Annotated in this window: 20 protein-coding genes; 5 read left to right on the plus strand and 15 right to left on the minus strand. The window is 65.4% G+C overall.

The annotated features are described in order from the left end of the window. Positions 1–195: 195 nt before the first annotated feature. The 8 genes from HZZ16_RS20010 to cobS form a co-directional block, all read right to left on the minus strand. Positions 196–3,360 (minus strand): efflux RND transporter permease subunit, encoded by a 3,165-nt coding sequence (locus HZZ16_RS20010; protein ID WP_197950854.1) that lies wholly within the window; start codon positions 3,358–3,360, stop codon positions 196–198. After that, entirely contained in the window at positions 3,357–4,556 is a 1,200-nt protein-coding gene (locus HZZ16_RS20015) for an efflux RND transporter periplasmic adaptor subunit (protein WP_197950856.1), read from the minus strand. The genes HZZ16_RS20010 and HZZ16_RS20015 overlap by 4 nt, the downstream gene beginning before the upstream one ends. Positions 4,557–4,844: 288 nt before the next feature. After that, positions 4,845–5,252 carry a hypothetical protein gene (locus tag HZZ16_RS20020; RefSeq protein ID WP_197950858.1) on the minus strand — a complete coding sequence of 136 codons (408 nt, stop codon included), beginning with the start codon at positions 5,250–5,252 and terminating at the stop codon, positions 4,845–4,847. 112 nt (positions 5,253–5,364) lie between these two features. Then, a complete protein-coding gene (locus HZZ16_RS20025; RefSeq protein WP_197950860.1) occupies positions 5,365–6,477 on the minus strand; it encodes an NADH:flavin oxidoreductase/NADH oxidase in 1,113 nt (370 codons plus the stop codon). 277 nt (positions 6,478–6,754) lie between these two features. Continuing rightward, positions 6,755–7,855: an esterase-like activity of phytase family protein gene (locus tag HZZ16_RS20030; protein ID WP_197950862.1), complete on the minus strand. Its 1,101-nt coding sequence runs from the start codon at positions 7,853–7,855 to the stop codon at positions 6,755–6,757. Continuing rightward, positions 7,852–9,759, minus strand: a complete 1,908-nt coding sequence (gene cobT / locus HZZ16_RS20035; RefSeq protein ID WP_197950864.1) for a cobaltochelatase subunit CobT — start codon at positions 9,757–9,759, stop codon at positions 7,852–7,854. Before cobT ends, HZZ16_RS20030 begins: the two co-directional genes overlap by 4 nt. After that, positions 9,756–10,166, minus strand: a complete 411-nt coding sequence (locus tag HZZ16_RS20040) for a GNAT family N-acetyltransferase (protein ID WP_197950865.1) — start codon at positions 10,164–10,166, stop codon at positions 9,756–9,758. Before HZZ16_RS20040 ends, cobT begins: the two co-directional genes overlap by 4 nt. A gap of 3 nt (positions 10,167–10,169) precedes the next feature. Continuing rightward, a complete protein-coding gene (gene cobS, locus HZZ16_RS20045) occupies positions 10,170–11,168 on the minus strand; it encodes a cobaltochelatase subunit CobS (RefSeq protein ID WP_197950867.1) in 999 nt (332 codons plus the stop codon). Between the two features lie 293 nt (positions 11,169–11,461). Between cobS and HZZ16_RS20050 the strand changes: the two genes are divergently transcribed. After that, complete coding sequence (locus tag HZZ16_RS20050) at positions 11,462–12,118, plus strand: DedA family protein (RefSeq protein WP_197950869.1); 657 nt, start codon at positions 11,462–11,464, stop codon at positions 12,116–12,118. Positions 12,119–12,257: 139 nt separating this feature from the next. Then, a complete protein-coding gene (locus HZZ16_RS20055; RefSeq protein ID WP_197950871.1) occupies positions 12,258–13,157 on the plus strand; it encodes an EamA family transporter in 900 nt (299 codons plus the stop codon). A gap of 137 nt (positions 13,158–13,294) precedes the next feature. Here HZZ16_RS20055 and HZZ16_RS20060 read toward each other — a convergent pair whose 3' ends face one another. Genes HZZ16_RS20060 through HZZ16_RS20075 form a run of 4 tightly spaced genes read right to left on the minus strand, consistent with a single transcriptional unit; the run spans position 13,295 to position 15,769 of the window. Next, complete coding sequence (locus tag HZZ16_RS20060) at positions 13,295–13,777, minus strand: DUF1178 family protein (RefSeq protein WP_197950873.1); 483 nt, start codon at positions 13,775–13,777, stop codon at positions 13,295–13,297. Beyond that, positions 13,774–14,652, minus strand: a complete 879-nt coding sequence (locus HZZ16_RS20065) for a carbon-nitrogen hydrolase family protein (RefSeq protein ID WP_197950875.1) — start codon at positions 14,650–14,652, stop codon at positions 13,774–13,776. The genes HZZ16_RS20060 and HZZ16_RS20065 overlap by 4 nt, the downstream gene beginning before the upstream one ends. Further along, positions 14,649–14,924 (minus strand): glutaredoxin 3, encoded by a 276-nt coding sequence (grxC, locus tag HZZ16_RS20070; protein WP_197950877.1) that lies wholly within the window; start codon positions 14,922–14,924, stop codon positions 14,649–14,651. Before grxC ends, HZZ16_RS20065 begins: the two co-directional genes overlap by 4 nt. 35 nt (positions 14,925–14,959) lie before the next feature. Next, positions 14,960–15,769, minus strand: a complete 810-nt coding sequence (locus HZZ16_RS20075; RefSeq protein WP_197950879.1) for a ComF family protein — start codon at positions 15,767–15,769, stop codon at positions 14,960–14,962. A 64-nt stretch (positions 15,770–15,833) separates the two neighbouring features. On the opposite strand from HZZ16_RS20075, the gene HZZ16_RS20080 reads away from it, so the two are divergent. Next, entirely contained in the window at positions 15,834–16,682 is an 849-nt protein-coding gene (locus HZZ16_RS20080; protein ID WP_197950944.1) for a methyltransferase domain-containing protein, read from the plus strand. A 147-nt stretch (positions 16,683–16,829) separates the two neighbouring features. On the opposite strand, the gene HZZ16_RS20085 is transcribed toward HZZ16_RS20080, so the two are convergent. Further along, the gene (locus tag HZZ16_RS20085) at positions 16,830–17,240 is read right to left on the minus strand and encodes a (deoxy)nucleoside triphosphate pyrophosphohydrolase (RefSeq protein WP_197950946.1); all 411 of its coding nucleotides are present in this window, start codon (positions 17,238–17,240) and stop codon (positions 16,830–16,832) included. Positions 17,241–17,378: 138 nt separating this feature from the next. Between HZZ16_RS20085 and HZZ16_RS20090 the strand changes: the two genes are divergently transcribed. Further along, positions 17,379–18,704 (plus strand): TadE/TadG family type IV pilus assembly protein, encoded by a 1,326-nt coding sequence (locus HZZ16_RS20090; protein WP_197950881.1) that lies wholly within the window; start codon positions 17,379–17,381, stop codon positions 18,702–18,704. Between the two features lie 12 nt (positions 18,705–18,716). Here HZZ16_RS20090 and argJ read toward each other — a convergent pair whose 3' ends face one another. After that, a complete protein-coding gene (gene argJ, locus HZZ16_RS20095) occupies positions 18,717–19,958 on the minus strand; it encodes a bifunctional glutamate N-acetyltransferase/amino-acid acetyltransferase ArgJ (RefSeq protein WP_197950883.1) in 1,242 nt (413 codons plus the stop codon). Positions 19,959–20,059: 101 nt separating this feature from the next. Then, positions 20,060–20,962, minus strand: coding sequence for a peptidylprolyl isomerase (locus HZZ16_RS20100; protein ID WP_197950885.1), 903 nt, complete (start codon positions 20,960–20,962; stop codon positions 20,060–20,062). Positions 20,963–21,314: 352 nt separating this feature from the next. Between HZZ16_RS20100 and secA the strand changes: the two genes are divergently transcribed. Continuing rightward, a complete protein-coding gene (gene secA / locus HZZ16_RS20105; RefSeq protein ID WP_197950887.1) occupies positions 21,315–24,155 on the plus strand; it encodes a preprotein translocase subunit SecA in 2,841 nt (946 codons plus the stop codon). Positions 24,156–24,359: the final 204 nt, after the last annotated feature.

A 24,359-nucleotide genomic window follows, 5' to 3' on the forward strand; every position in this document is an offset into this window, starting at 1 on the left:
TTAGTATAGGATTCCGCGCGCCAAGCTCCCGCTGTCGTCCCGGGGCGCGCGGAGCGCGAGCCCGGGACCCATAACCACAGGGAGACGCTTTGGCGATGACTCGGAGTTACCGGTGTCGCGCTGAACTACTCCCTGTGGTTATGGGTCCCCGCGTTCGCGGGGATGAGGCGGCGCCTATGACCATCAAGGCGGACCTCAGGCCATCGCCTCCGGCTTCTTGTCGCGCCGCCCTTCCGCCAGGTTCCGTACCACGACATAGAAGATCGGCGTGAACAGAAGGCCGAACAGGGTGACGCCGATCATGCCGAAGAACACGGCGACGCCGACGGCCTGGCGCATCTCCGAGCCCGAGCCGGTCGAGATCACCAGCGGCAAGACGCCGAGGATGAAGGCGAAGGAGGTCATCAGGATCGGCCGCAAGCGCAAGCGGCAGGCGTCGATGACCGCCTCCAGCCGCGGCTTGCCTTCGTTCTCGATGTCGCGCGCGAACTCGACGATCAGGATCGCGTTCTTCGCCGCCAATCCCACCAGCACGACGAAGCCGATCTGGGTGAGGATGTTGACGTCCTGACCCATGATGCGCACGCCGATGGTGGCGGCTAACAGGCACATCGGCACGATCAGGATCACCGCGAACGGCAGCGTCCAGCTGCCATATTGCGCGGCGAGCACGAGATAGACGAACAGCACGCAGATCGGAAATACGTAGAGACCGGCATTGCCGCCGGTGACCTGCTGATAGGACAGGTCGGTCCATTCGAAGGTGAAGCCGCTCGGCAAGGTGTCGGTCGCGAGCTGCTTGATGGCGTTAAGCGCGGTGGTCGAGCTGGTGCCCGGCGCCGGCTCGCCCTGGAGTTCGGACGCCGCATAGAGATTGTAGCGCGCCACGCGATCGGGTCCCGAGACGTCCTTGAACTCGACCACGCTGCCGAGCATCACCATGTCGCCGGAAGCGTTGCGCGTTCGCAGGCGCGCAAGGTCGCTCGGCTCTTTCCGGAACGGAAAGTCGGCCTGCGCGGTGACATGGTAGGTGCGGCCGAACAGGTTGAAGTCGTTGACATAGGTCGACCCGAAATAGGTCTGGATCGTCTCGTTGATGTTGGAGATGGGCACGCCCAGCTTCTGCGCCTTGGTCCGGTCGATGTCGACGAAGAGCTGCGGCGTGTTGGCCGTGAATGGCGAGAACACCGCGGGGGCGAGCAGCGAAGGCGATTTGCGCGCGGCGGCGACAAGCTCGTCGGTGGCCGCGGCGAGCATTTCAGGCCCACGGCCCTGGCGGTCCTGGATGCGGATGGCAAATCCGCCGCCAGTGCCGATGCCGGGAACGGCCGGCGGCGGAATCACGATGATGAAGGCGCCCTGGATCGCGGACAGGCGCTTGCGCAGCTCGGCCGTGATGGCGTTCGCGGACAGACCCTTCTTCAGCCGCGCCTCGGGCTCGTCGAACACCGGGAACAGCGCCGCCGCATTGCCGGCCTGGGTGCGGGTGGCGCCGGAGAAGCCGGCAAAGGCGGCAACGCGGACGATGCCTGGCGTATCCAGCGAGATCCGCTCGATCTCGCGCACGACCTCGGTGGTGCGCGCCAGCGAAGCGGCGCCCGGCAATTGCACGGATATGATGACGTAGCCGCGATCCTGCGCCGGGATGAATCCCTGCGGCGTGGTCATGATCAGCCAGCCGGCGCTGCCGATCAGCACGACATAGATCAGCAGCATCACCACCGAATGGCGAATCACGAAATTGGCGAGGCCGGCATAGCCATGCGCCAGCCGGTCGAACAGGCGGTTGAACACGCCGGTGAACGCATTCCAGCCGCGCGCGATGACGTTCCAGGCCGCCGGCGGCCGCTTCTCTTCGTGCGGCGTGAGGATCTGCGAGGCCAGCGCGGGTGACAGCGTCAGCGAGCAGAAACAGGAGATCGCCGTCGCAACGGCGATGGTGACGGCGAATTGCTGGAAGAATTGCCCGGAGATGCCGCCGAGGAACGCGGTCGGGACGAACACCGCGCATAGCACCAGGGCGATCGAGACCAGCGCGCCGCCAACCTCCTCCATCGTCTTCAGCGCGGCATCGCGACGACTGAGGCCGTGCTCGAGATGGCGCTCGACATTCTCGACCACGACGATGGCATCATCGACCACGATGCCGACCGCGAGGACGAGCCCGAAAAGGGTCAGATTGTTGATGGAGAAGCCGAGCGCCGCCATCACTGCGAACGTGCCGACCAGCGAGACCGGGATCGCGATGATCGGAATGATCGCGGGCCGCCATCCCTGCAGGAACACCAACACCACGATGACCACGAGCAGCATGGCCTCGTAGATGGTCTTGATCAGCTCGTGAACCGACTGAGCAATGAACTCGGTCGGGTTGTAGCCGATATTGTAGTCGAGGCCCCTTGGAAAGCTCTCCTTGAGCCTCGTCATGGTGTCGGAGATGTTCTTTGCGGTCGCGAGCGCGTTCGAGCCCGGCCGCTGCGTCACCAGCATGGCGACCGCCGACTTGCGCAGCAGGAAGCTGTTGGTGGAATAGGCCAGCGCCCCGAGCTCGATGCGGGCGACGTCGCGCAGCCGCACCGTGCGGCCGTCAGGGCCGGCCTTGATCAGGATGTCCTCGAACTGCTTCTGGTCCTTCAAACGTCCGGTGAAGGTGAGGTTGGGCTGGAAGGCGCGATCGGTGATCGGCGGCTCGGCGATCTGGCCGCCCGCGATCTGCACGTTCTGGGCGCGGATCGCGGCCAGTACCTCGCCCGAGGTCAGGCCGAGATTGGCGATGCGGTCAGGGTCGAGCCACAGCCGCATCGAATAGTCGCGGGCGCCGAAGATCTGGATGTCGCCGACGCCGTCGATGCGCAAGAGCTGGTCGCGGACCTGGAGCAGCGCATAATTGGAGATGTAAAGCTGGTCGAACGTGTCGTCCGGCGACAGCATGAACACGACCATCAGAATGTCGGGCGAGTTCTTGCGGGTGGTGACGCCGTTGCGCTGCACTTCCTCTGGCAGGCGCGGCTGCGCGATCGCAACGCGATTCTGCACGAGCACCTGGGCCTTGTCGAGATCGGTACCGAGCTTGAAGGTGACGGTGATGGTGAGCTGGCCGTTCGACGTCGCCTGGCTGTAGAGATACAGCATGTCCTCGACGCCGTTGATCTCCTGCTCGATCGGAGCGGCGACCGTGTCGGACACGGTCTGGGCGGAGGCGCCGGGATATTGCGTGGTGACGACGACGGTCGGCGGCACCACTTGCGGATATTCGGAGACCGGCAGCGTGGTATAGGCGAGCGCGCCGACGATCAGGAGCACGATCGACAGCACCATCGCCAGAATGGGCTGGTTGATGGAGAGGCGGCCGAGATTCATGGCTTGCCACCGGCCGGCGCTTGCGCGGTCTGGGGAGCGACCTTGGCGCCGACGCGGGCGCGCTGGATGCCGTTGACGATGACGCGATCGTCCGGCTTCAGCCCTTCACGGATCACACGCAGGCCGTCGTCGAGCGGACCGAGCACCACGGGGCGCGCTTCGACCGTGTCATCCGCCTTGACCACGAACACGATCTTGCGGGACTGATCGGTCGCGATCGCAACGTCTGGAATCAGCAGCGCCTCGTAAGGTGCGCTGCCGATCAGGCGGACGCGGCCGAACTGGCCGGGCAGGATCGAGAGATCCGTGTTCTTCACCACGGCGCGGCTGCGCAGCGTGCCGGTCGAGACGTCCAGCCGATTGTCGAGGAAATTGACGGTGCCCTCGTGCGATGGCTTGGTCTCGCCGGCCAGCGCCACCTGCACCGGGTTTGCGGTGTCGCGCGAGCTCGGGCGCCGGCCTTCGAACCACAGCTTGCTGTATTTGATGAAGGTCGCTTCATCCATGTCGAAATAGATGTAGATCGGATCGAGCGCGACGATCGAGGTCAACAGCGTCGAGGTGCCGGTGTCGCTGCCCTGCACGAGATTGCCGGGGCTGACGAGATGCCGGCTGACGCGGCCGGTCAGCGGCGCAGCCACATGCGTGAACTCGATATTGAGCTTGGCAGCCTTCAGCGCGCCTTCGGCCTGCATCTCGGCGGCATGCGCGGCCTGCAGCGCCTGACGGCGTTGATCAACGACCTGCTCGGAGACGGCGCTGGTCTGCACCAGATTGAGACCACGATCGAGCTCGCGCTTGGCAAGCTCCACTCTCGCCCGCGCGTCGGACAGCTGGCCCTCCGCCTGAGTGGCCACCGCCTCGAACGGGCGCGGGTCGATCACGTACAGCAGATCACCCTGACGCACGATGGCGCCGTCTTGGAACTCGACCGAGTTGACGAAGCCGCCGACCCGCGGCCGCACCTGGACCTCCTCCACCGCCTCGAACCGGCCGGTGAACTCGTCCCAATCGGTGACGGTGCGCTTGACGGGCTGGGCGACCGTCACTGGCGGCGCTGGCGGAGCCGCAGCCTGCGATGCCGGCTTGTCGCAGCCGGACAGGGCGAAGGCGGCGGCGAGAAGCCCGGCGATTGCGCTGACCTGAACAAAATCGTGGCTTTTGATCAACTGCCTGCTTCCGTCCGGTCCGCTCATCCCCAGGTCCTCGCATCAAAGCCGCAGAAAAAGGCAGGGTACGCTTCTACCCGCGGGCGCTGCAAGATGGGATGCAAAGATGAACTCTTCAAGACCAATGCGCGGGCAATGCTTCGAACGGTGCCCTGACCGGATGACGGGTTGACAGGGAAAGAGACGGTGTCGGGCGACGCAGCTGAGGCAAGCCGAACCCTGCCGTGAACGATGGGCCCTCGGAATTGCGAGCTCTTCCCGGCGGCTGTCCTTCGAGATGCCCCGCTTCAGGCGGGCCCATCATGACTGAGAGAGCTACTTCCGCAGCCTGGCCTTGGCGCCGGCGACGATCTGCATGGCGACGCCGGCAATCCAGCCGACCAAGACGAGCCAGGTCCAGGCGATGTGCGGATCGAGCCGGAGCACGATCACGGCGACCGAGGCGAAGGCGGTGAGCGTAGCGGAGAGCGTGCCGGCGGCGCTCATGAGCTCGGCGGCATCGATCTGGCTATGCGCGTCGTCGAAAGGCATCTGCGGCGTGTCGATGCCGAGATAGAAGCCGATGCCGCCGAGCAGCATCATCAGCAGCAGGAAGCCCTGCGTGGTGAGAGTGGGGATCGCCGAGCCGACATAGGCGCCGACGAACAATCCGCACGCGGCCCCCGCCATGGCAAGGCCGACGCGTTCGAACACATGGGCAGTTTTACGAAGACGGAAACGCATGGCCAGCCTCCGCGAGGCGTTGAGAGCGAGCAGGTTAGGCCAGTTTTGGGGGGCGTGGAAGGTGAGGAGGTTTACGGATTCGTGAGTGGGAGCGCGCGCACCACGCTCGCTCTCACCTCGCCCCGAACGTGGTCTTGCCGAACAGCGCCTTCTGCGTCGAGGGCTGCGAGCGCCAATATTGCGGCGGCGCCTCGACCGCCCCGCCGAGCTCGGCGGCGGCGTGCCAGCCCCAGCGCGGATCGTAGAGCAGGCCGCGGGCGAGCGCGACCATGTCCGCCTTACCCGACGCGACGATCTCCTCCGCGTGCGTCGGCTCGGTGATCAGGCCGACGGCGATGGTGGGCAGGCCGGTCTCGCGCTTGATCGCCTCTGCAAACTGCACCTGATAGCCGGGGCCGAGCGGAATTTTTTGCAGCGGCGAGACGCCGCCGGAGGATGCATCGATCCAGTCGACGCCGCGCGTCTTCAGCGCGTTCGCGAATTCGATGGTCTGTGCCAGATCCCAGCCGCCCTCGACCCAATCGGTCGACGACACCCGCATGCCGACCGGCTTGTCAGCGGGGAACGCGGCGCGCACCGCGTCGAACACCTCCAGCGGAAAGCGCATGCGGTTCGCGAGGCTGCCACCATATTCGTCGGTGCGCTTGTTGGATATCGGCGACAGGAATTGATGCAAGAGATAACCGTGCGCGCCATGCACCTCGATGGCGTCGATACCGAGCCGCGCGGCGCGCTTGGTCGAATCCACGAAGGCCTCGCGGATGCGCGTCAAGCCTGCCGCATCCAGCGCCAGCGGGGCGGCCTCGCCCTCCTTGTGCGGCACCGCCGACGGCCCGACCGTCTGCCAGCCGCCCTGCTCGACCGGGATCAGCTGGCCGCCGTCCCAGGGGCGCGCGCTCGATGCCTTGCGGCCGGCATGGGCGAGCTGCATCGCAATCGCGGTGGAGGAATATCTGCGCACCGAATGCAGGATCGGCTTCAGCGCGGCCTCGCAGGCATCGCTGTAGAGCCCGAGGCAGCCCGGCGTGATACGGCCGACCGCCTCGACATGCGTCGCCTCGATGCAGAACATCGCCGCGCCCGACAGGCTGAGATTGTTGATGTGGGTGAAGTGCCAGTCGGTGGCGACGCCGTCATCGGCCGAATATTGGCACATCGGCGACACCACGAGGCGGTTCTTCAAGGTCAGGCCGCGCAGCTTGATCGGGGAAAACAGGACGGACATGCGGGGAGTTCCGGGGGATGGAGGATTGTGATGGGAGTGTAGTGAGGGACGCGCGGATTGCTAGTTGCGCGGCGGGAATGGCGGACCGTGGGGCCATGCATTGCGCGCGTCGTACAACTCGGTTGTCATCCCGGGGCACGCGCAGCGTGAGCCCGGGATCCAGAACCACAGGATCCCGTTTGACGAAAACCGGCCACCACGAGCCGTCGCCAAACTTCTCCCTGTGGTTCTGGGTCCCGGGCTCGCGACTTCGTCGCCCCGGGACGACAGCAGAGAATTACTCCACCAATGCGAACTGCAGCAGCAGCGTCCTTTGCAGCATCGAGAAATTGTCGTCGGAGATCAGGGTCAGCACGGTCTCGCCCTCGGCCGTGACATGGGCGTCGATGCCTTCCATGTTGTCGATCTCGTGGCCGAGATCGGCTGCGAACAGCGTCAGGCCGTCGACGACGGCGCCCGGCGCGATCGACTTCAGCGGGATCGCACGGATGCGGATGTTGACGCCGGTGAACCAGGAGAATTTGCGTTCGAGGATGAGGAGATCGCCCGAGGGCAGCAGCACGGCGTCGCTGATGTCGAAATTCTCCGAGCGGCGCACGCTGAACTGGCCGGGCGTGGTGCCACCGATCAGGAAAGCGAGGAGATTGCCGTCGGCATCGAGCCCGCGCTCGGAGAAGGCGATCAGCGTGCCCGCGAGCGGCTGGGCGCTCTTGCCCGGTCCCTGCCCTTTGGGCACGACGACCATCGCCTCCAGCCCCTTGTTGTAAGGCAGCTTGCGCAAGGCCGGCGGGACGGCGATCACTTCGCCGCGGGCGCCGGTAGCACCCTTGGCGAAATCATAGCGCAGGATCTGGTTAACGCGTTCGAGCCCGACATAGACGAGGTTGCCGTCGCGCGCGAGCGACTCGGTGTCGTACCAGAGCCGCTTCTCGGTGATCGGCCGCCCGTCCGCGCCCAGCACCGGCGCAGCCTCGACGTCGGCGAGCCCGACCATCTCGCGGCCGGAATAGCGGATCGTGCCGGTGAACCAGCCGCCCTGATCGGAGATCGCGAGGAAGCGCTCGCCCTTGCCGTCGAGGAAGCGGAGGCCGGACAGGCCGCCGAAGCCGCGATAGGGCGAGGTCAGCACCAGGCCGCTGCGAAAATCGAGCGAGCCGAAGCGCGTGCGCGAGCGGTCGCGCGGCTCGAAATTGGCAATGCTCCGCGCATTGACCTCGACGCTGACCGGCGCGGTGACGGCATGCTCGAGCTGGAGGGCGCGCGGCGGCGGCTCGGTCTTGGGCTGCAGTTGCGCCTGCGCCAAGCGCGGCAGCGCGAGAGTGGAAAATCCCGCCGCCGCGAGGCTGACGAAGCTGCGGCGGGATGGATGCGTGCTCACGAATGCAATTTGCGTCGCGGGCGACCGGCCGCTGGCATTGGCGCTGTGTTGGTCTCACTGAACAGCTCGGCGAGCTTCTCTGTGATGGCGCCGCCGAGCTCCTCGGCATCCACGATCGTCACGGCGCGGCGATAATAGCGCGTCACGTCATGGCCGATGCCGATCGCGATCAGCTCGACCGGAGAGCGCGTCTCGATCTCCTCGATGATGTGGCGCAGATGCCGTTCGAGGTAATTGCCGGGATTGACCGACAGCGTGGAATCGTCGACTGGCGCGCCGTCCGAGATCATCATCAGGATCTTGCGCTGCTCGGGGCGGCCGAGCAGGCGCTTGTGCGCCCAGTCCAGCGCCTCGCCGTCGATGTTCTCCTTCAGCAGCCCCTCGCGCATCATCAGGCCCAGGTTTTTCCGCGCACGGCGCCAGGGGGCGTCGGCGGACTTGTAGATGATGTGGCGGAGATCGTTGAGGCGGCCGGGATTGGCCGGCTTGCCGGCGGCAAGCCACGCCTCGCGCGATTGCCCGCCCTTCCAGGCGCGCGTGGTGAAGCCGAGAATCTCGACCTTGACGCCGCAACGCTCCAGCGTGCGCGCGAGGATGTCGGCACAGGTCGCGGCGACCGTGATCGGGCGGCCGCGCATCGAGCCGGAATTGTCGAGCAGCAGCGTCACCACGGTGTCGCGGAACGTCGCCTCCTTCTCGTGCATGAAGGACAGCGGGTGATAAGGATCGGTGACGACGCGCGACAGGCGCGCGGGGTCCAGAATGCCCTCTTCGAGATCGAACTCCCAGGCGCGGTTCTGCTGCGCCATCAGGCGGCGCTGCAGCCGGTTGGCGAGACGGGCGACGATGCCTTGCAGATGTGCGAGCTGCTTGTCGAGATAGGCGCGCAGCCGCTCCAGCTCGTCATGGTCGCAGAGATCCTCGGCGGCGATGACCTCGTCGAACTTGGGCGCGAAGGCGTGATATTCCGGCCCGCGCGGCTCGTTCCTGCCGTGCTGATTCGGGCGCGTCGCCTCGCCCGGCGTCTCGTCGTCACCGAGCTCGCCGTCGTCGAAGGTGTCGGAGGTGGAGGCCTGCGCGCTTTCCATCGCGCTCTCGCTCATCTCCTCCGAGGTTGCCTGCGCCTGGTCGGCGCTCATCTCCTGCGCGGCGTCGGAATCGGGCGAGCCCTCGGCGCCGGACTGGTCATTGTCGCCGTCCTGGTTCTCGTCGTTCTCGTCATTGTCCTCGCTGTCGGCGTTGCGCTCGTCGCCGAGCTCGAGCGCCGAGAGCAGGTCATGCACGGCATCGCCGAACTTGGTTTGATCCTCGAGCACGCCGTCGAGCCGGTCGAGCCGCTTGCCGATCTTGTCTTCGAGGATCGGCCGCCAGAGGTCGACCATCTTCTTGGCCGCCGTCGGCGGCGCCATGCCGGTGAGGCGCTCGCGCACCAGCATCGCCAGCGCGTCCGCCAGCGGCGCGTCGGCGCGGTCGGTGATCTCGTCGAACTTGCCGCGGTGGAAATGGTCGTCGAGCATGGCCGTGAGGTTCTTGGCAACGCCCGCCATGCGGCGCGCGCCGATCGCCTCGACGCGGGCCTGCTCCACCGCCTCGAACACGCCGCGCGCCTGCGGATTGCCGGGCATCAGCTTGCGGTGAACCTTGGGATCGTGACAGGCGAGCTTGAGCGCGATGGAATCGGCATGGCCGCGGACGATCGCGGCGTCACGCTTGCTCATCTTGCGCGCCGGCTCGGGCAGCCGCGCCTTGCCAGGCGCAAGGCCCGGGCGTTCGGCCGCGAAGGAGACGTCGAGCTCGGGCGCCTTCGCGATCGCCTTCAGACAGGAGGCGACCGAGCGCTTGAACGGCTCGGTCGGTGCTTCCTTGTTGCTGCGGAATTTGGAGTTGGATGATGATGTGCTCATAGCGACTTCGTAAACGAATGGCGCGTCACCCCGCCGGGATAGCCGTCGATGGTGCCGAATTCCTGGTACCCGCAAGAACGATAGAAGCCCGGCGCCTGGAAACTCATCGTATCGACATGGGCTCGGATCGCGCCGAGCCGCCTTGCCTCGTCCTCGATCGCCGCGATCAGCTTCGTGCCGTGTCCCTTGCCGCGCTGCTTCTGGTCGATCCAGAAATACTGGATGAACAGAACCGTGGACCAGAGCTGACCGACGATGCCGCCGACGATCTTGCGGCCGTCCTTCAGCGAAACCGCGATGCTCTTGACTTTCTGCTTCCCAAACTTCTCGTCGTTGTAAGCGCCGAGACCGGCGAGCACAGCCTTCTTGGTGGTCCCAATGGTGCGCTCGACGGTGATTGATGGCATGGTCTAGCTGAGCGCGACGTTGACCGCCGATTCCGGCAGCTCCGCATTGAAGCAGCGCTGGTAGAACTCGGCGACCAGGGGCCGTTCGAGTTCGTCGCACTTGTTGAGGAAGGTGACACGGAACGCAAAGCCGATATCGCCGAAGATGTCGGAGTTTTCCGCCCAAGTGATCACCGTACGCGGGCTCATCACCGTCGACAGATCGCCATTGGCAAAGGCGTTGCGGGTGAGGTCGGCGAGGCGCACCATCTTGTTGACGATGTCGCGGCCCTCCTGGCTGCGATAGTGCTTGGCCTTGGCCAGCACGATCTCGACTTCCTCGTCGTGGCTGAGATAGTTCAGCGTGGTGACGATCGACCAGCGGTCCATCTGGCCCTGGTTGATCTGCTGGGTACCGTGATAGAGGCCCGAGGTATCGCCGAGGCCGACGGTGTTGGCGGTGGCGAACAGCCGGAAGGCCGGATGCGGCTTGATCACCTTGTTCTGGTCGAGCAGCGTCAGGCGACCCGAGACCTCCAGCACGCGCTGGATCACGAACATCACGTCCGGGCGTCCGGCGTCGTATTCGTCGAACACCAGCGCGACGTTGTTCTGCAGCGCCCAGGGCAGGATGCCGTCGCGGAATTCGGTGACTTGCTTGCCGTCGCGGACCACGATGGAGTCCTTGCCGACGAGGTCGATGCGGCTGATGTGGCTGTCGAGATTGACGCGCACGCAGGGCCAGTTCAGACGGGCGGCGACCTGCTCGATATGGGTGGATTTGCCGGTGCCGTGATAGCCGGTGACCATCACGCGGCGGTTCTTGGCAAAGCCCGCGAGAATGGCCAGCGTGGTGGCGCGGTCGAAGCGGTAATCGGCGTCGACTTCGGGCACGTGAGGATCGACTTCGGAATAGGCCGGGACTTCGAGATCGCTGTCGATCCCGAATACCTGGCGCACCGACACCTTCATGTCGGGCAGGCCGGAAACTTCCTCAACTTTGGACAGGGCGGCGGTCGTCATCAATCCTCCGAGGTCCCGGGCGGTCCCGAAACCGGTTATTCGCACGTTGGCTGCGGCTGGGTGCTGATCATCAACCTATCAGAGACAACGAGCCGGCAGAAGCCCGCCCACCAATCAAAGTTCCGTTGTCTTTTCATTTAGATAGGCAAGGAACGCAGTTTTTGGAGGGCTGCCTTGCGAATCACGCCGAAATTCCGGCGGGTCGCGCCCAATCCATGCGAATGGTACTTTGGCCGTATGCAGTTACTTATGTAGGGTCCGAAGCCCCATGCTCCAGCCCTTCAAGAGACGACGTGACGTCCTTTCTCGATCCCCTCATCGCCTTCGTTTCCGCCCATGCGTGGCTGGCTTATCTAACCCTGTTCCTGGCGGCGCTGCTCGAAGCCGTTCCGGTGGTGGGATCGGTGATCCCCGGCTCGACCATCATCCTGGCGCTGAGCGCCCTGGTCCCCGGCGGCGAATTGCAGCTGCCATGGGTGCTCTTGGCGGCCGCAACTGGTGCCGTACTCGGCGACGGGTCGGCCTATTGGATCGGGCACAGGCGGCAGCGCGAGATCCTCGACACCTGGCCGCTGACCAATTATCCGCGCGTCGTCGCCGAGAGCGAGAATTTCTTCCACCGCTTCGGCACCTGGGCCGTGTTCTTCGCCCGCTTCGTGCCGCCGATCCGCGCCTTCGTGCCCGTGACGGCCGGCGCGCTGGGCATGGCGCCCGCGACATTCTATGCCGTGAACATCCCGGCGATCCTGGCCTGGGCGCCGGCTCATGTGCTGCCGGGCGTGCTGGCCGTGTCGGCCCTGCATGAATATGCGGGGCTGCATCATCATACGCATGGCGGCAAACACATCTGGATGCTGACCGTGGTCGGCGTTGCGATCGTGCTCGGCCTGGGGATGTGGATCTATCGCCGGCGGAATGGCGGCGGCGCGACGGCAAAGCCGCAGGTTTAGGGAGACGCCGCATCACAAGCGCCGCCCTGCGTTCGCAGGCACCGAGTTCGTTGCGAGAGCATCGCACCCATGACATCCGTGTGATTGACCTGCTTCACCGCCAGCGGCACGTTGGCCCAGTCCTCGCGCCTGTCACCCCATGTTCACCATCGCCAGCCTCTGGATTCCCTTCACCATCGTGGCCGCGCTCGGGCAGGTCGCGCGCAATGCGATGCAGCGGTCGTTGACCAAGCCGCTGGGGACCTGGGGCGCGACCAATATCCGCTTCCTGTTCGGCTTTCCGTTCTCGCTGCTGTTCCTGGGGCTGGTGCTGCTCGCGACCGGCGATCATCTGAGCGCGCCGCCGGCCATGTTCTGGCCGTGGCTGCTCTTGGGAGCACTCAGCCAGATCGTCGCCACCGGCCTGATGCTGCTCGCGATGAACGACCGCTCGTTTGTCGTGACGACGGCCTACCTGAAGACCGAGGCGATCCAGACCGCGATCTTCGGCTTCGTCTTCCTCGGCGATCACCTGACCTGGCTGAAGGTGCTGGCGATCGTGATCGCCACCATCGGCGTCGTCATCACCGCGCTCCGCCCCGGCGGCGAGAGGAGCTTTGCCGAGCTGAAGCCGACCATCACCGGCCTGGTTGCCGCGGCGGCCTTCGCGCTGTCAGCGGTCGGCTTTCGCGGCGCCATCATCAATGTGCCCGGCGTGTCCTTCGTGACCGCAGCGTCAATCACGCTGGTGCTCGGCCTGTTCGTGCAGACGCTGATCCTGACGATCTACCTGCTCTGGCGCACGCCAGACGTGCTGCGAGGAATCCTCAGGTTATGGCGACCGTCGATGCTCGCGGGCTTTATCGGCGCCTTCGCCTCGCAATTCTGGTTCCTCGCCTTTGCGCTGACGGCCGCCGCCAACGTCCGCACGCTCGCCTTGATCGAGGTGCTGTTCGCGCAAGCCGTCGCCTACTATTCGTTCAAGCAGCCGGTCGCGCCGCGGGAGCTTGCGGGTATCGCGCTGATTGTCTTGGGCGTCGCGCTGCTGGTGGGAGTCTAACCGTCATTCCGGGGCGACGCGCAGCGTCAAACTATGGTGCGCAATTGCGCACCTGAGAATCTCGAGATCCCCCGATGCGCAATTGCGCATCTGAGGTCTGGTCCTTCGGACCATCCCGGATGACGCGCTCCGCGCGGTCAGTTCCTATCTTCCGGCAGCGTCGGCAGCGGCGAGACCTCGATGCCCTCCTCGATCAGCGACTTTGCCTCTTCGGGCGAAGCCTCGCCGTAGATCGGGCGGTGCTCCTTATCGCCGTAATGCATGGCGCGGGCTTCGTTGGCAAAGCGCTCGCCGACATTGTCGGCGTTCTTGACGATGTGGTCGCGCAGCTCTTTCAGCTTGGCGCGCAACTCGCGCTCCTGCGCCATCAGCAGCGAGGTCGGCCCTGACGGCGCAGCCTCGGGCGCGGTCGCGGCCACGGGCTCCGCCGGCGGCGTGGCGCGGCCGCGCCCCTTCTTGCCGACGACGCGCGGCGCCATGATCGCCTTGTCGACCTTGGCCGAGCCGCAGATCGGGCAGGTCACGAGCTTCCGCCTCACCTGCGAATCATAGGCGGACGAACTCTGGAACCAGCTCTCGAAGTCGTGGTCGCGGTCGCAGCGCAGCGCGTAGCGGATCATGCCGAGCCCCGCACGAGGTGCAAATGGTCCGGCCCGGCCTTGGGATCGGAGACGCCGAAGCGGCGGCCGTGCTGGAGCGATGGAATCGCGCGGCGCGCCGTCTCGACCTTGGCCGGGTCGATCTTGGCCATGATGATGCCCGGCTCGACATCGCCCTCGGCGAGGATCTCGCCCCAGGGATCGACGATCAGCGAATGACCATAGGTCTCGCGCTTGTTCTCATGCAGGCCTGCCTGCGCCGCGGCAAAGATGAAGCAGCCGGTCTCGATCGCGCGGGCGCGCAGCAGCACGTGCCAATGCGCTTCACCGGTCTTGCGGGTGAACGCCGACGGCACGGTGATGAAATAGGCGCCGCTTTCGGCCAGCGCGCGGTACAGCGCGGGGAAGCGCACGTCGTAGCAGATCGTCAAGCCGAGACGGCCCCAGGGCAGATCCGAGATCACCGCGGTCTCACCCGGCTGGTAATTGGCGGATTCGCGATAGCTCTCGCCGTCCGGCAGCTCGATGTCGAACATGTGGATCTTGTCGTAGCTCGCGAGCACATTGCCCTCGGGCCCGATCAGGAAGGAGCGGTTGACCGCCTTCTCCGGCGAGAAGCGCAGCGCCAGCGAGCCGACATGGAGGTGAATCTGCAGCTCCGCGGCGAGCGCCCGGTAGGCCTTCAGCGAGGTGTCGTCCTCTTCGCTCTGGAGATGCTCGAACAATGCCTTGCGGTTCACCTGCATCATGTTGCTGACTTCGGGCGTCTGCACGTAATCGGCGCCATTGGCAGCCGCCTGGCGGATCAGCTTCGTGGCCTGCTCGAGGCTCGGCCCGGGCATCAGGCCGGTGCGCATCTGCACCATGGCCGCCGTGAACGTGCGGTTCTCGCTCATGACGTGGCCTTCACGCTTTCGAGCATGCCATCGAGCTTGCCTGCGCGGTCGAGCGCGTAGAGATCGTCGCAGCCGCCGACATGGGTACCGCCGATCCAGATCTGCGGGAAGGTCGAAACCTGGCCGGCGCGGCCGTACATTTCCTGGCGCCAGGACGGGTTCTTGGCGACGTCGAATTCGGTAAAAGTCGCCTTCTTGCGGGTCAGCAGCGACTTGGCGGCGGAACAATAGCCGCAGCCCGGCCGGGTGTAGATCTCGACGGCAGCAGTCATTTCGTCTGGCGCTCTCATGTCATGAATTCGTTGAATTATATGGGACGGGGGCCGCTCTGGACAACCCGCGCAAAGACCAGCACGTCGACCTGGGCCGCCTTGGCGCGCAACAGGGCTCGCGCGCAGGCATCGAGCGTCGCCCCAGACGTCAGGACATCGTCGATCAGGACAACGCGGCGGCCCTGGACCTCGGCCTGGCGGTCGGGAGATACCTGGAATGCGCCCTGCACATTGGTGGCGCGCTGGGCCCGGGACAGGCCGATCTGCTGCTCCGTGGCGCGCACCCGCCGCAGCACGTCGCCCCGAACCTTGACCCCGCTCTGCCGCTCGATCACGCGTGCGAGCGCGCCGGACTGGTTGTAACGGCGCCGCCAGGCCCGCCGCCAATGCAGGGGCACGGGCACCAGCATGTCGGCGCCGGTCAGCAACTCGCGGCCCGCACGCGCCATCCAGCGGCCCATGGCCGGCGCCAGATCGGTGCGGTCCTGGTACTTCAGCGCATGCACCAGCGAGCGTGCCACGTCGTCATAGCGCACCGCCGCGCGCGCCCGCTGATAGGCCGGCGGGCTCGCGATCGCCTCCATCGACAGCATCTCCGGGCCGGGGTCATAAACGAAAGGAATGCCGAGTCGCGGGCAATAGGGTCGTTCGATGAACGACAGCCGGGCCCAGCACGAGGCGCAAACGCCCTCGCCATCGACCGGCTCGTGGCAGGATACGCACTGTGCCGGCAGCGCGATGTCGAGCGCCAGCCGCGCCGCCCGCGCCACCACGTGGCGGCTGGCGGTCCATGCGCTCCGCAGCGGTGCGGCGATGGAACGGATGGTGGTGGCGTCGGCTTCCATGTGGGGAGGCTAACGCTGCACGCAGCGGATTGCCAGAACTGTGGAGATCGGCGTAACCAGCGGCATGGTCCAGACCGCTCAAATCCCGCCCGCCTTGTTCGATCGTGCCTTGCTGCAGAGACGGCAGCAGCGCGCCCAGGCCCAAGGCGCGGTCACATTCCTGCTCGATCGGGTCGCCGAGGACATGTCCGACCGCTTGGCGGCGGTGATGCGGGAGTTTCACGCGCCTGTCGATCTCTGGACGCCCGGCGCCGGGCTGGCGGCATTGCGCACGCGGCTTGCCTCCATCGAACACATCGCGCTTGACGCGGCCGGCGCGGAGAAGCTTGCCTTCGCGCTGGAAAGCCTCGACCTCGTCGTCTCGGCGCTGGCGCTGCAATTCGTCAACGATCTGCCGGGCGTGCTCGCGCAGATCCGCCGTGCGCTCAAACCGGATGGCTTGCTCCTTGCCGCGATGATCGGCGGCGACAGTTTGACCGAGCTGCGGCAGGCCTTTGCCGCGGCGGAAGCCGAATGCGAGGGCGGTGTGTCGCCGCGCGTGGCGCCGTTCGCGGACCTCCGCGACGTCGGCGCGTTGCTGCAGCGGGCGGGCTTTGCGCTGCCGGTCACCGACGTCGATCGTGTCGTGGTGCGCTACGCCAATGCGTTCGCCTTGATGCAGGATCTGCGCCGCATGGGCGCGGCCAATGTGCTGATCGAGCGACGGCGAACGCCGACGCGCCGTGCGACGCTGCTGCGGATGGCCGAGCTCTATGCCGAGCGTTTTGCCGATCCCGACGGCCGCATCCGTGCGACGTTCGACATCGTCTGGCTCTCGGGCTGGGCCCCGCATGGGAGCCAGCAGCAGCCGCTCAAGCCGGGATCGGCGAAAGCAAGCCTGGCGGAGGCGGTGAAGAAGGCGGGGAAGGCGTGATCCCGGCACTGCGGCCATTCCGGGGCGCGCGATAGCGCGACTACGGGGCGCAATTGCGCCCCTGAGAATCTCGAGATTCTCTGGTGCGCAATTGCGCACCATAGTTCGATGCTGCGCATCGCCCCGGAATGACGAGCAGGGGCATCGTCACATCAACAAATCGATCAGATGCGGGATCAGCGGAATGTCCGCGGGCGGCATCGGATAGTCTCGCAGCTTGTTGGCGCGGACCCAGACGAGGTTCTGGCCCTCGCGTGCGGTGACCATCCCCTCCCAGCGCCGGCAGATGTAGAGCGGCATTAACAGATGGAAGGTCTCGTAACCGTAGCTGGCGAAGGTCAGCGGCGCGAGGCACGGCTCGGCGACGGTGATGCCGAGCTCCTCATGAAGCTCCCGGATCAGGCTCTGCTCCGGCCGCTCGCCCGGCTCGAGCTTGCCCCCGGGGAATTCCCACAGGCCGGCCAGGGCCTTTCCTTCCGGGCGCTGCGCGATCAGGACGCGTTTGTCGGCGTCGACAAGCGCGCAGGCCACCACCAGTGTCAGTTTGAGATTGGCCATGCGTGTCTGTCGCTCGCTGAAGATCGTCTGCAACGGTTTGTTAACCTCGTTGCGGTCCAAGTTTCCAAGGCCCCCATAAGTCATATTTAATCCGCAGTTCCTAGAGTGGGAACTCTTTAAACCACTCTAGGCCTACCCATGCGCGCTGCGCTTTCGGTTCTCGTCCGCCGGTTCGTCCGCGACCGGGGTGGCAATATCGCAGTGATTTTCGCTCTCGCCTGCGTTCCCCTGATCAGTGCGGTCGGGTGCGCGATCGACTATTCGCGCGCGACGCTGACCCGGTCCAAGCTTCAGGCCGCGGCGGATGCCGCGAGCGTAGGCTCGATCGCCAAGGCTTCGCCAGCGTTCAAAGCCGCCGGCAACATGACTGCGGACGGCTCGATTTTGGTCGGCGTCACGGATGCCGAGAACATCTTCAACGCCAATCGCGCCAGTCTGTCCGGCTATACGCTGACCGGCCTCACGCCGACCGTGGTGAAGTCCGGCTCGACCGTCACCGCGACGGTTTCGTTCACCGCAACTATGAACACCATGTTCCTCGGCGTGATCGGCAAGTCCGTGCTGACGTTGAGCGGCACGTCGAAGGCGACGGCCAGCATGCCGCTGTATATCGATTTCTATCTGCTGCTCGACAATTCGCCGTCGATGGGCGTCGGTGCGACCCCGGCCGACGTGCAGAAGATGGTCAACAACACGTCGGACAAGTGCGCCTTCGCCTGCCACGATCTCAAGGACAAGAACAACTATTACGATCTTGCCAAGAAGCTTGGCGTGACCACCCGGATCGACGTGCTTCGGAGCGCCACGGAGTCCTTGATGGATACGGCAAACGCCACCGAGACCTATTCAAACCAGTTCAGAATGGCGATCTATGATTTCGGCGGCTCTGCAAGCTCGCTCGGCCTGCGCAGTCTGTTTTCGTTGTCGGCCTCTCTCTCCAGCGCCAAGTCGGCGGCCGGCAAGATCGACTTGATGTCGGTGAACGGCCAGAACGAGAACAACGATCAGGATACCCCATTCACTGCGGTCTTTCCTGCGATCAACGGCGAGATCAGCGCCCCCGGAAGCGGCACGTCGGCCAGTCCGCTCAAATACCTGTTCTTCGTGTCTGACGGCGTGGCCGACGAGAGCAACACGGGATGCCTGAAACCGCTCTCGGGCAGCACGCGGTGCCAGTCGCCGCTCAACCCTGCGCTTTGCAAGACGATGAAGGATCGCGGCGTCAAGATCGCGGTGTTGTACACGACCTATCTCGCGCTGCCGACCAACTCCTGGTACATGAAGTGGATCGATCCGTTCAATGCCGGTCCCTATGGCCCGTCGCCGAACAGCCAGATCGCACAGAACATGCAGAGCTGCGCTTCGCCGGGCCTGTATTTCGAGGTCAGCCCGACGCAAGGGATCGCGGACGCCATGAACGCGCTGTTCAAGAAGGCGGTCGCAGACGCGCGGATCTCGGGGTGACGGCCCTAGCGCCTACGACCTGTAGTCCCCGTTGATCGCCACATATTCCTTGGTGAGGTCGCAGGTCATGACGCGGTCGCGGCCTTTGCCGAGGCCGAGCGAGACCCGAATCGCGATCTCCGGCGCCTTCATCGCTTCCGACACCTGCGCTTCGTCATAATCGGGATCGCGCGCGCCGCTCCTGGCGACGCGGATGCCGTTGAACGAGATCGACAGCTTGTCGCGATCGGCCGGCTCGCCGGCCTTGCCGACGGCCATCACCACGCGGCCCCAATTGGCGTCCTCGCCGGCGATCGCGGTCTTCACCAGCGGCGAGTTCGCGATCGACATCGCGATCTTGCGGGCGGAGGCCTTGGTCTTGGCGCCCTCGACGGTGATCTTGACCAGCTTGCGCGCGCCTTCGCCGTCGCGGGCGACCTGTTCGGCGAGATTGGCGAGCACCTGGTTGAACGCCTTGACGAAGGCCTTCAGGCGTGGATCGCTGGCGCGGCTGATCCTGGGCGCGCCATGCTCGGCGGCGGCGCCGGTGGCGAACGCCAGCAGCGTGTCGGAGGTCGAGGTGTCGCCATCGATCGTCACGGCGTTGAACGTATCCTCGACGCCGCTCTTGAGCAGCGCCTGCAGCGCGGCGGGCGCGATCGGCGCGTCGGTGAAGATGAAGGACAGCATCGTCGCCATGTCGGGCGCGATCATGCCGGCGCCCTTGGCCATGCCGTTGATGGTGACCTTGGCCTTGCCGAGCTTGACCGTCGCGGTCGCCACCTTCGGAAAGGTGTCGGTGGTCATGATCGCCTTGGCCGCGGCGAGGTAACCGCCGGGATCGGCAGCTCCGGCGAGGCGGCCGAGCACGCCGTCGAACTTGGTGGCGTCCAGCGGCTCGCCGATCACCCCGGTCGAGGCCAGGAAGATCTCGCTCTCGCTGCAGCCGACCGCCTTGGCCGCGATCTTCGCCGTCAGCGCGGTGGAGGCGCGGCCGGTCTTGCCGGTGAAGGCATTGGCATTGCCGGAATTGACCACCAGCGCGCGCGCCTTGCCGCCCTTCAGCTTGGCGCGGCACCATTCCACCGGGGCCGAGGGGCACTTCGACTTGGTGAAGACGCCGGCGACCGCAGTGCCCTTGTCCATCACCGCGAGCAGCACGTCGGTGCGATTTTTGTAGCGGATGCCGGCTTCGGCGGTCGCAAGACGGATGCCCGCGATCACGGGCATATCAGGGATGGTTTTGGGGGCCAGGGGAGAGACGGAGGAGGACATCGCGGGCGCCTTGGTAGGGTCTTGACATGCAGATGGCCGGGGGAGCCCCCGGCCATTGTGACGTTAGATACCCTTGGCGTCCGCGAAGTGACAGCGAATTCTTACTTCTTCGCCGGCGGCGCCATCTTGCTGTCGGACGGCTTGGCGTCCTTCGACGCATCCGCCGCCGGCTGGTCCAGCCGCTCGACCTTGGCTTCGGTGCGCAGCTTGGCGACATACTCGGCCTGGGCTTTGCGGGTTACATACTGCTCGATCTGCGCCTTGACCTGCTCGAAATCGGGCGCCTTGCGGTTGCGCTTTTCCTCGACCTTGATGATGTGCCAGCCGAACTGCGACTTCACGGGGTCGGAGATCTTGCCGGGCTCCAGCGAGAAGGCCACGGCCGAGAATTCCGGCACCATCTGCTCCTTGGTGAAGAAGCCGAGGTCGCCGCCATCGGCAGAGCCGGGGTCCTTGGACTTCTTCTTGGCGAGCTCGGCGAAATCGGCCCCCTTCTCGAGCTCGGCCTTCACCGCCTTGGCCTCGTCCTCGGTCTCGACCAGGATGTGGCGGGCGCGCACCTCCTGCTCGCCGGTGATCTGCTTGGCGGCCTCCTCATAGACCTTCTTCATGGCGTCCGGCGTGGTGGCGGCCTTGCCCTCGCCCGCGAGCAGGCTGTCCATCAGAAGCCGGTTGCGGGCGAAGGCCAGGCGCTTCTTGAACTCCTCGCTGTCGGCGATTTTCCTGTCTTCGGCAGCCTTGCTGACGATCTTCATGTCGATCAGGAACGACAGGACGTTCTCGTCCTTGGTGGCCGGGTCCATCTGGGCGAGGCTCGGCCCGAGTTCCTCCTCGGCCATGGTGACGTCGCTCTTCTTGATTTCCGCGCCATTGACCTTCGCCAGCACCGGATCATCGGCGGCCCGGAGCGGGCCCGCAAACGCCAGGGACAGCGCCAGAGCGAGGCTGCCAGCCAGGGCGGACGCGTAGCGGAAGCGCTGGGTTGCCGGGAACGAGGTGGTCATGGAAAATCCTTATGTTGAAGCAGGGGGCTGCTCGAGCGGGGCGGACACTCGCCCAATCAGGGGGGCTTGGCAACGCGAAAAGTCTGTCAAAATGATGAATTAGCCGCACTGCGCCCGCCGTTGACAAGGCCCCGACCGGGCCATATCTCTGCGCGGTCGCGACCATGGCGATGGCGTTTATTTTGCTGCGTTTTTGGCCGTTGAACCCAGACTTGCCCAATTCCCACCCATATGGCGGATGTCCCCCGCAGTTCGGGCTCCGACGCCGCGAAGCGTCACGGTGAGTTGATAGGCGGGCGGGTGACAACTTCTTAGGCCCAACGCGGTTGAATCGCGAACACAGGAACCAGGCATGATCGGCGCGCTCGCCCGCAAGTTTTTCGGCTCCGCCAACGACCGGCGGGTGAAGGGATATCAGTCCCGCGTCAATGCGATCAACGCGCTGGAGCCTGAGCTCGCCAAGCTCTCCGACGAGGCGCTCAAGGCCCGCACCGCGGAATTCAAGCAGCAGCTCGCGAACGGCAAGACGCTGGACGACCTTCTGGTCCCGGCCTTTGCGACCGTGCGCGAGGCCGCCAAGCGCACGCTCGGCCAGCGCCATTTCGACGTTCAGCTGATCGGCGGCATGGTGCTGCACGAGGGCGACATCGCCGAGATGAAGACCGGCGAAGGCAAGACGCTGGTCGCGACGCTTGCGGTCTATCTCAACGCGCTCGCCGGCAAGGGCGTTCACGTCGTCACCGTCAACGACTATCTCGCCCGCCGCGACTCCGGCTGGATGGGCCAGATCTACGGCTTCCTCGGCATGACCACCGGCGTGATCGTGCACGGCCTCGACGATGCCGAGCGCAAGGCGGCCTATGCCTGCGACATCACCTACGGCACCAACAACGAATACGGCTTCGACTATCTGCGCGACAACATGAAGTACCGGCTCGAGGACATGGTCCAGCGGCCGCACTTCTTCGCCATCGTCGACGAGGTCGACTCCATCCTGATCGACGAAGCGCGCACGCCGCTGATCATCTCCGGTCCGCTCGACGACCGCTCCGACTTCTACAACACCATCGACGGCTTCCTGCCCAAGCTCGACAAGACCGATTACGAGGTCGACGAGAAGCAGCGCACGGTGACGCTGACCGAAGGCGGCATGGAGAAGATCGAGACGCTGCTGCGCGATGCCGGCCAGCTCAAGGGCGAATCGCTCTACGACGTCGAGAACGTCTCCGTCGTGCACCACATCAACCAGGCCCTGCGCGCCCACACGCTGTTCACGCGCGACAAGGACTACATCGTCCGCGACAACGAGGTCGTCATCATCGACGAGTTCACCGGCCGCATGATGCCGGGCCGCCGCTATTCGGAAGGCCTGCACCAGGCGCTGGAAGCCAAGGAGCATGTCCAGGTCCAGCCCGAAAACCAGACGCTGGCCTCGATCACCTTCCAGAACTACTTCCGCATGTACGAGAAGCTGGCGGGCATGACCGGCACCGCCGCGACCGAAGCGGACGAATTGTTCGACATCTACAAGCTCGAGGTCGTGGAGATCCCGACCAATCTGCCGGTCGCGCGCCTCGACGAGGACGACGAGGTCTATCGGACCCAGAAGGAAAAATATCAGGCCATCCTCGCCGAGATCGAGCGCGCCAATGCGCGGCTGCAGCCGGTGCTGGTCGGCACCGCCTCGATCGAGAAGTCGGAAGTGCTCGCCGAATTCCTCAAGAAGAACGGCTACAAGCAGATCGATTTCGGCAAGGAGGGTGCGCTCGACAAGCTCTATGCCGCCGCCCGCGCCGGCAAGCCGGCGAAGCTGTTCGCGGTGCTGAACGCGCGCTTCCACGAGCAGGAAGCCTACATCGTCGCCGAAGCCGGCGTGCCGGGCGCGATCACGATCGCCACCAACATGGCTGGCCGCGGCACCGACATCAAGCTCGGCGGCTCCCTGGAGATGCGCATCCAGCAGGAGACTGCGGGCATCACCGACGAGGCCGAGAAGGCCAGCAAGATCGAGCAGATCAAGGCCGATATCGAGCACTTCCGCGACATCGTGCTGAAGGCCGAGGAGACCGTCGAGGTTGAGCCGGCCAAGGGATCCAAGCCCGCCAAGACCGTGAAGAAGCCGGGCGGCCTCTACATCATCGGCTCCGAACGCCACGAATCCCGCCGCATCGACAACCAGCTGCGCGGCCGATCCGGCCGTCAGGGCGACCCCGGCCGCTCGAAGTTCTTCCTGTCGCTCGAAGACGACCTGATGCGCATCTTCGGCTCGGATCGTCTCGACAGCATGCTGCAGCGTCTCGGCCTGCAGGAGGGCGAGGCCATCATCCATCCCTGGATCAACAAGGCGCTGGAGAAGGCGCAGCAGAAGGTCGAGGCGCGCAACTTCGACATCCGCAAGAACCTGCTCAAGTTCGACAATGTCCAGAACGACCAGCGCAAGGTGATCTTCGACCAGCGCGTCGAGCTGATGAAGGACGAGAGCGTCGCCGAGACCGTCGCCGACATGCGCCACGCCTTCATCGACGACCTCGTCGCCAAGCACGTGCCCGAGCATGCCTATGCCGAGCAGTGGGACGTCGCCGGACTGAAGGACGAATTGAAGCGCGTGCTCGATCTCGACCTGCCGGTCGACGACTGGGCCAAGGAAGAGGGCATCGCCGACGAGGAGCTGCTGACGCGCATCGAGACCAAGGCGGACGAGCACATGGCGGCCAAGGTCGCGCAATGGGGTCCCGACGTGATGCGTTACGTCGAGAAGACCATCCTCTTGCAGACGCTCGACCATCTCTGGCGCGAGCACCTGATCATGCTCGACCACCTGCGCCAGGTCATCGGCCTGCGCGGCTACGGCCAGCGCGATCCGTTGCAGGAGTACAAGACAGAAGCCTTCAATCTCTTCCAGGAAATGAGCGCTCACCTGCGCGAGGCCGTTACGGCGCAGCTGATGCGGGTCGAGATCGTCCCGCCGGAGCAGGAAGCCCCGGTGCTGCCGCCGATGGAGGCGCACAAGTTCGATCCGAACACCGGCGAGGACGAGATGGCCCTCGCCAGCGTCACCCTCGGCGCCCAGGCCACCGACGCGGCGCTACGCGATCCGAAGAACCCGGCGAGCTGGGGCAAGGTCGGTCGCAACGAGGACTGCCCGTGCGGAAGCGGCAAGAAGTACAAGCACTGCCACGGGCGGTATGCTTAGCGGCTAACTTCGCTGCCGTGCGCGCGTAAGGCGCGATACCAGCGCCTCATTCTCCGCCGTCGTCGCCCGGCCTTGACCGGGCGACCCAGTACGCCGCGGCGTCTCGGCTCAACCACAACAGCCTCTGGAATACTGGATCGCCCGATTAAATCGGGCGATGACAGCGAGTATGTGGTGTGCCCTCGTAGATGGGGTAACGGGCCG

It is taken from the genome of Bradyrhizobium glycinis, assembly GCF_016031655.1.
GTDB lineage: Bacteria > Pseudomonadota > Alphaproteobacteria > Rhizobiales > Xanthobacteraceae > Bradyrhizobium > Bradyrhizobium glycinis.

What these genes read in the sequence shown, in the direction of transcription:
- HZZ16_RS20020 (WP_197950858.1), bottom strand. Translation starts at nt 5,252, where the DNA reads ATGCGTTTCCGTCTTCGTAAAACTGCCCATGTGTTCGAACGCGTCGGC.
- grxC (WP_197950877.1), bottom strand. Translation starts at nt 14,924, where the DNA reads ATGACTGCTGCCGTCGAGATCTACACCCGGCCGGGCTGCGGCTATTGT.
- HZZ16_RS20090 (WP_197950881.1), top strand. Translation starts at nt 17,379, where the DNA reads ATGCGCGCTGCGCTTTCGGTTCTCGTCCGCCGGTTCGTCCGCGACCGG.
- HZZ16_RS20100 (WP_197950885.1), bottom strand. Translation starts at nt 20,962, where the DNA reads ATGACCACCTCGTTCCCGGCAACCCAGCGCTTCCGCTACGCGTCCGCC.
- HZZ16_RS20060 (WP_197950873.1), bottom strand. Translation starts at nt 13,777, where the DNA reads ATGATCCGCTACGCGCTGCGCTGCGACCGCGACCACGACTTCGAGAGC.
- HZZ16_RS20055 (WP_197950871.1), top strand. Translation starts at nt 12,258, where the DNA reads ATGTTCACCATCGCCAGCCTCTGGATTCCCTTCACCATCGTGGCCGCG.
- HZZ16_RS20010 (WP_197950854.1), bottom strand. Translation starts at nt 3,360, where the DNA reads ATGAATCTCGGCCGCCTCTCCATCAACCAGCCCATTCTGGCGATGGTG.
- HZZ16_RS20025 (WP_197950860.1), bottom strand. Translation starts at nt 6,477, where the DNA reads ATGTCCGTCCTGTTTTCCCCGATCAAGCTGCGCGGCCTGACCTTGAAG.
- argJ (WP_197950883.1), bottom strand. Translation starts at nt 19,958, where the DNA reads ATGTCCTCCTCCGTCTCTCCCCTGGCCCCCAAAACCATCCCTGATATG.
- cobT (WP_197950864.1), bottom strand. Translation starts at nt 9,759, where the DNA reads ATGAGCACATCATCATCCAACTCCAAATTCCGCAGCAACAAGGAAGCA.
- HZZ16_RS20015 (WP_197950856.1), bottom strand. Translation starts at nt 4,556, where the DNA reads ATGAGCGGACCGGACGGAAGCAGGCAGTTGATCAAAAGCCACGATTTT.
- HZZ16_RS20080 (WP_197950944.1), top strand. Translation starts at nt 15,834, where the DNA reads ATGGTCCAGACCGCTCAAATCCCGCCCGCCTTGTTCGATCGTGCCTTG.
- HZZ16_RS20085 (WP_197950946.1), bottom strand. Translation starts at nt 17,240, where the DNA reads ATGGCCAATCTCAAACTGACACTGGTGGTGGCCTGCGCGCTTGTCGAC.
- HZZ16_RS20065 (WP_197950875.1), bottom strand. Translation starts at nt 14,652, where the DNA reads ATGAGCGAGAACCGCACGTTCACGGCGGCCATGGTGCAGATGCGCACC.
- cobS (WP_197950867.1), bottom strand. Translation starts at nt 11,168, where the DNA reads ATGACGACCGCCGCCCTGTCCAAAGTTGAGGAAGTTTCCGGCCTGCCC.
- secA (WP_197950887.1), top strand. Translation starts at nt 21,315, where the DNA reads ATGATCGGCGCGCTCGCCCGCAAGTTTTTCGGCTCCGCCAACGACCGG.
- HZZ16_RS20040 (WP_197950865.1), bottom strand. Translation starts at nt 10,166, where the DNA reads ATGCCATCAATCACCGTCGAGCGCACCATTGGGACCACCAAGAAGGCT.
- HZZ16_RS20075 (WP_197950879.1), bottom strand. Translation starts at nt 15,769, where the DNA reads ATGGAAGCCGACGCCACCACCATCCGTTCCATCGCCGCACCGCTGCGG.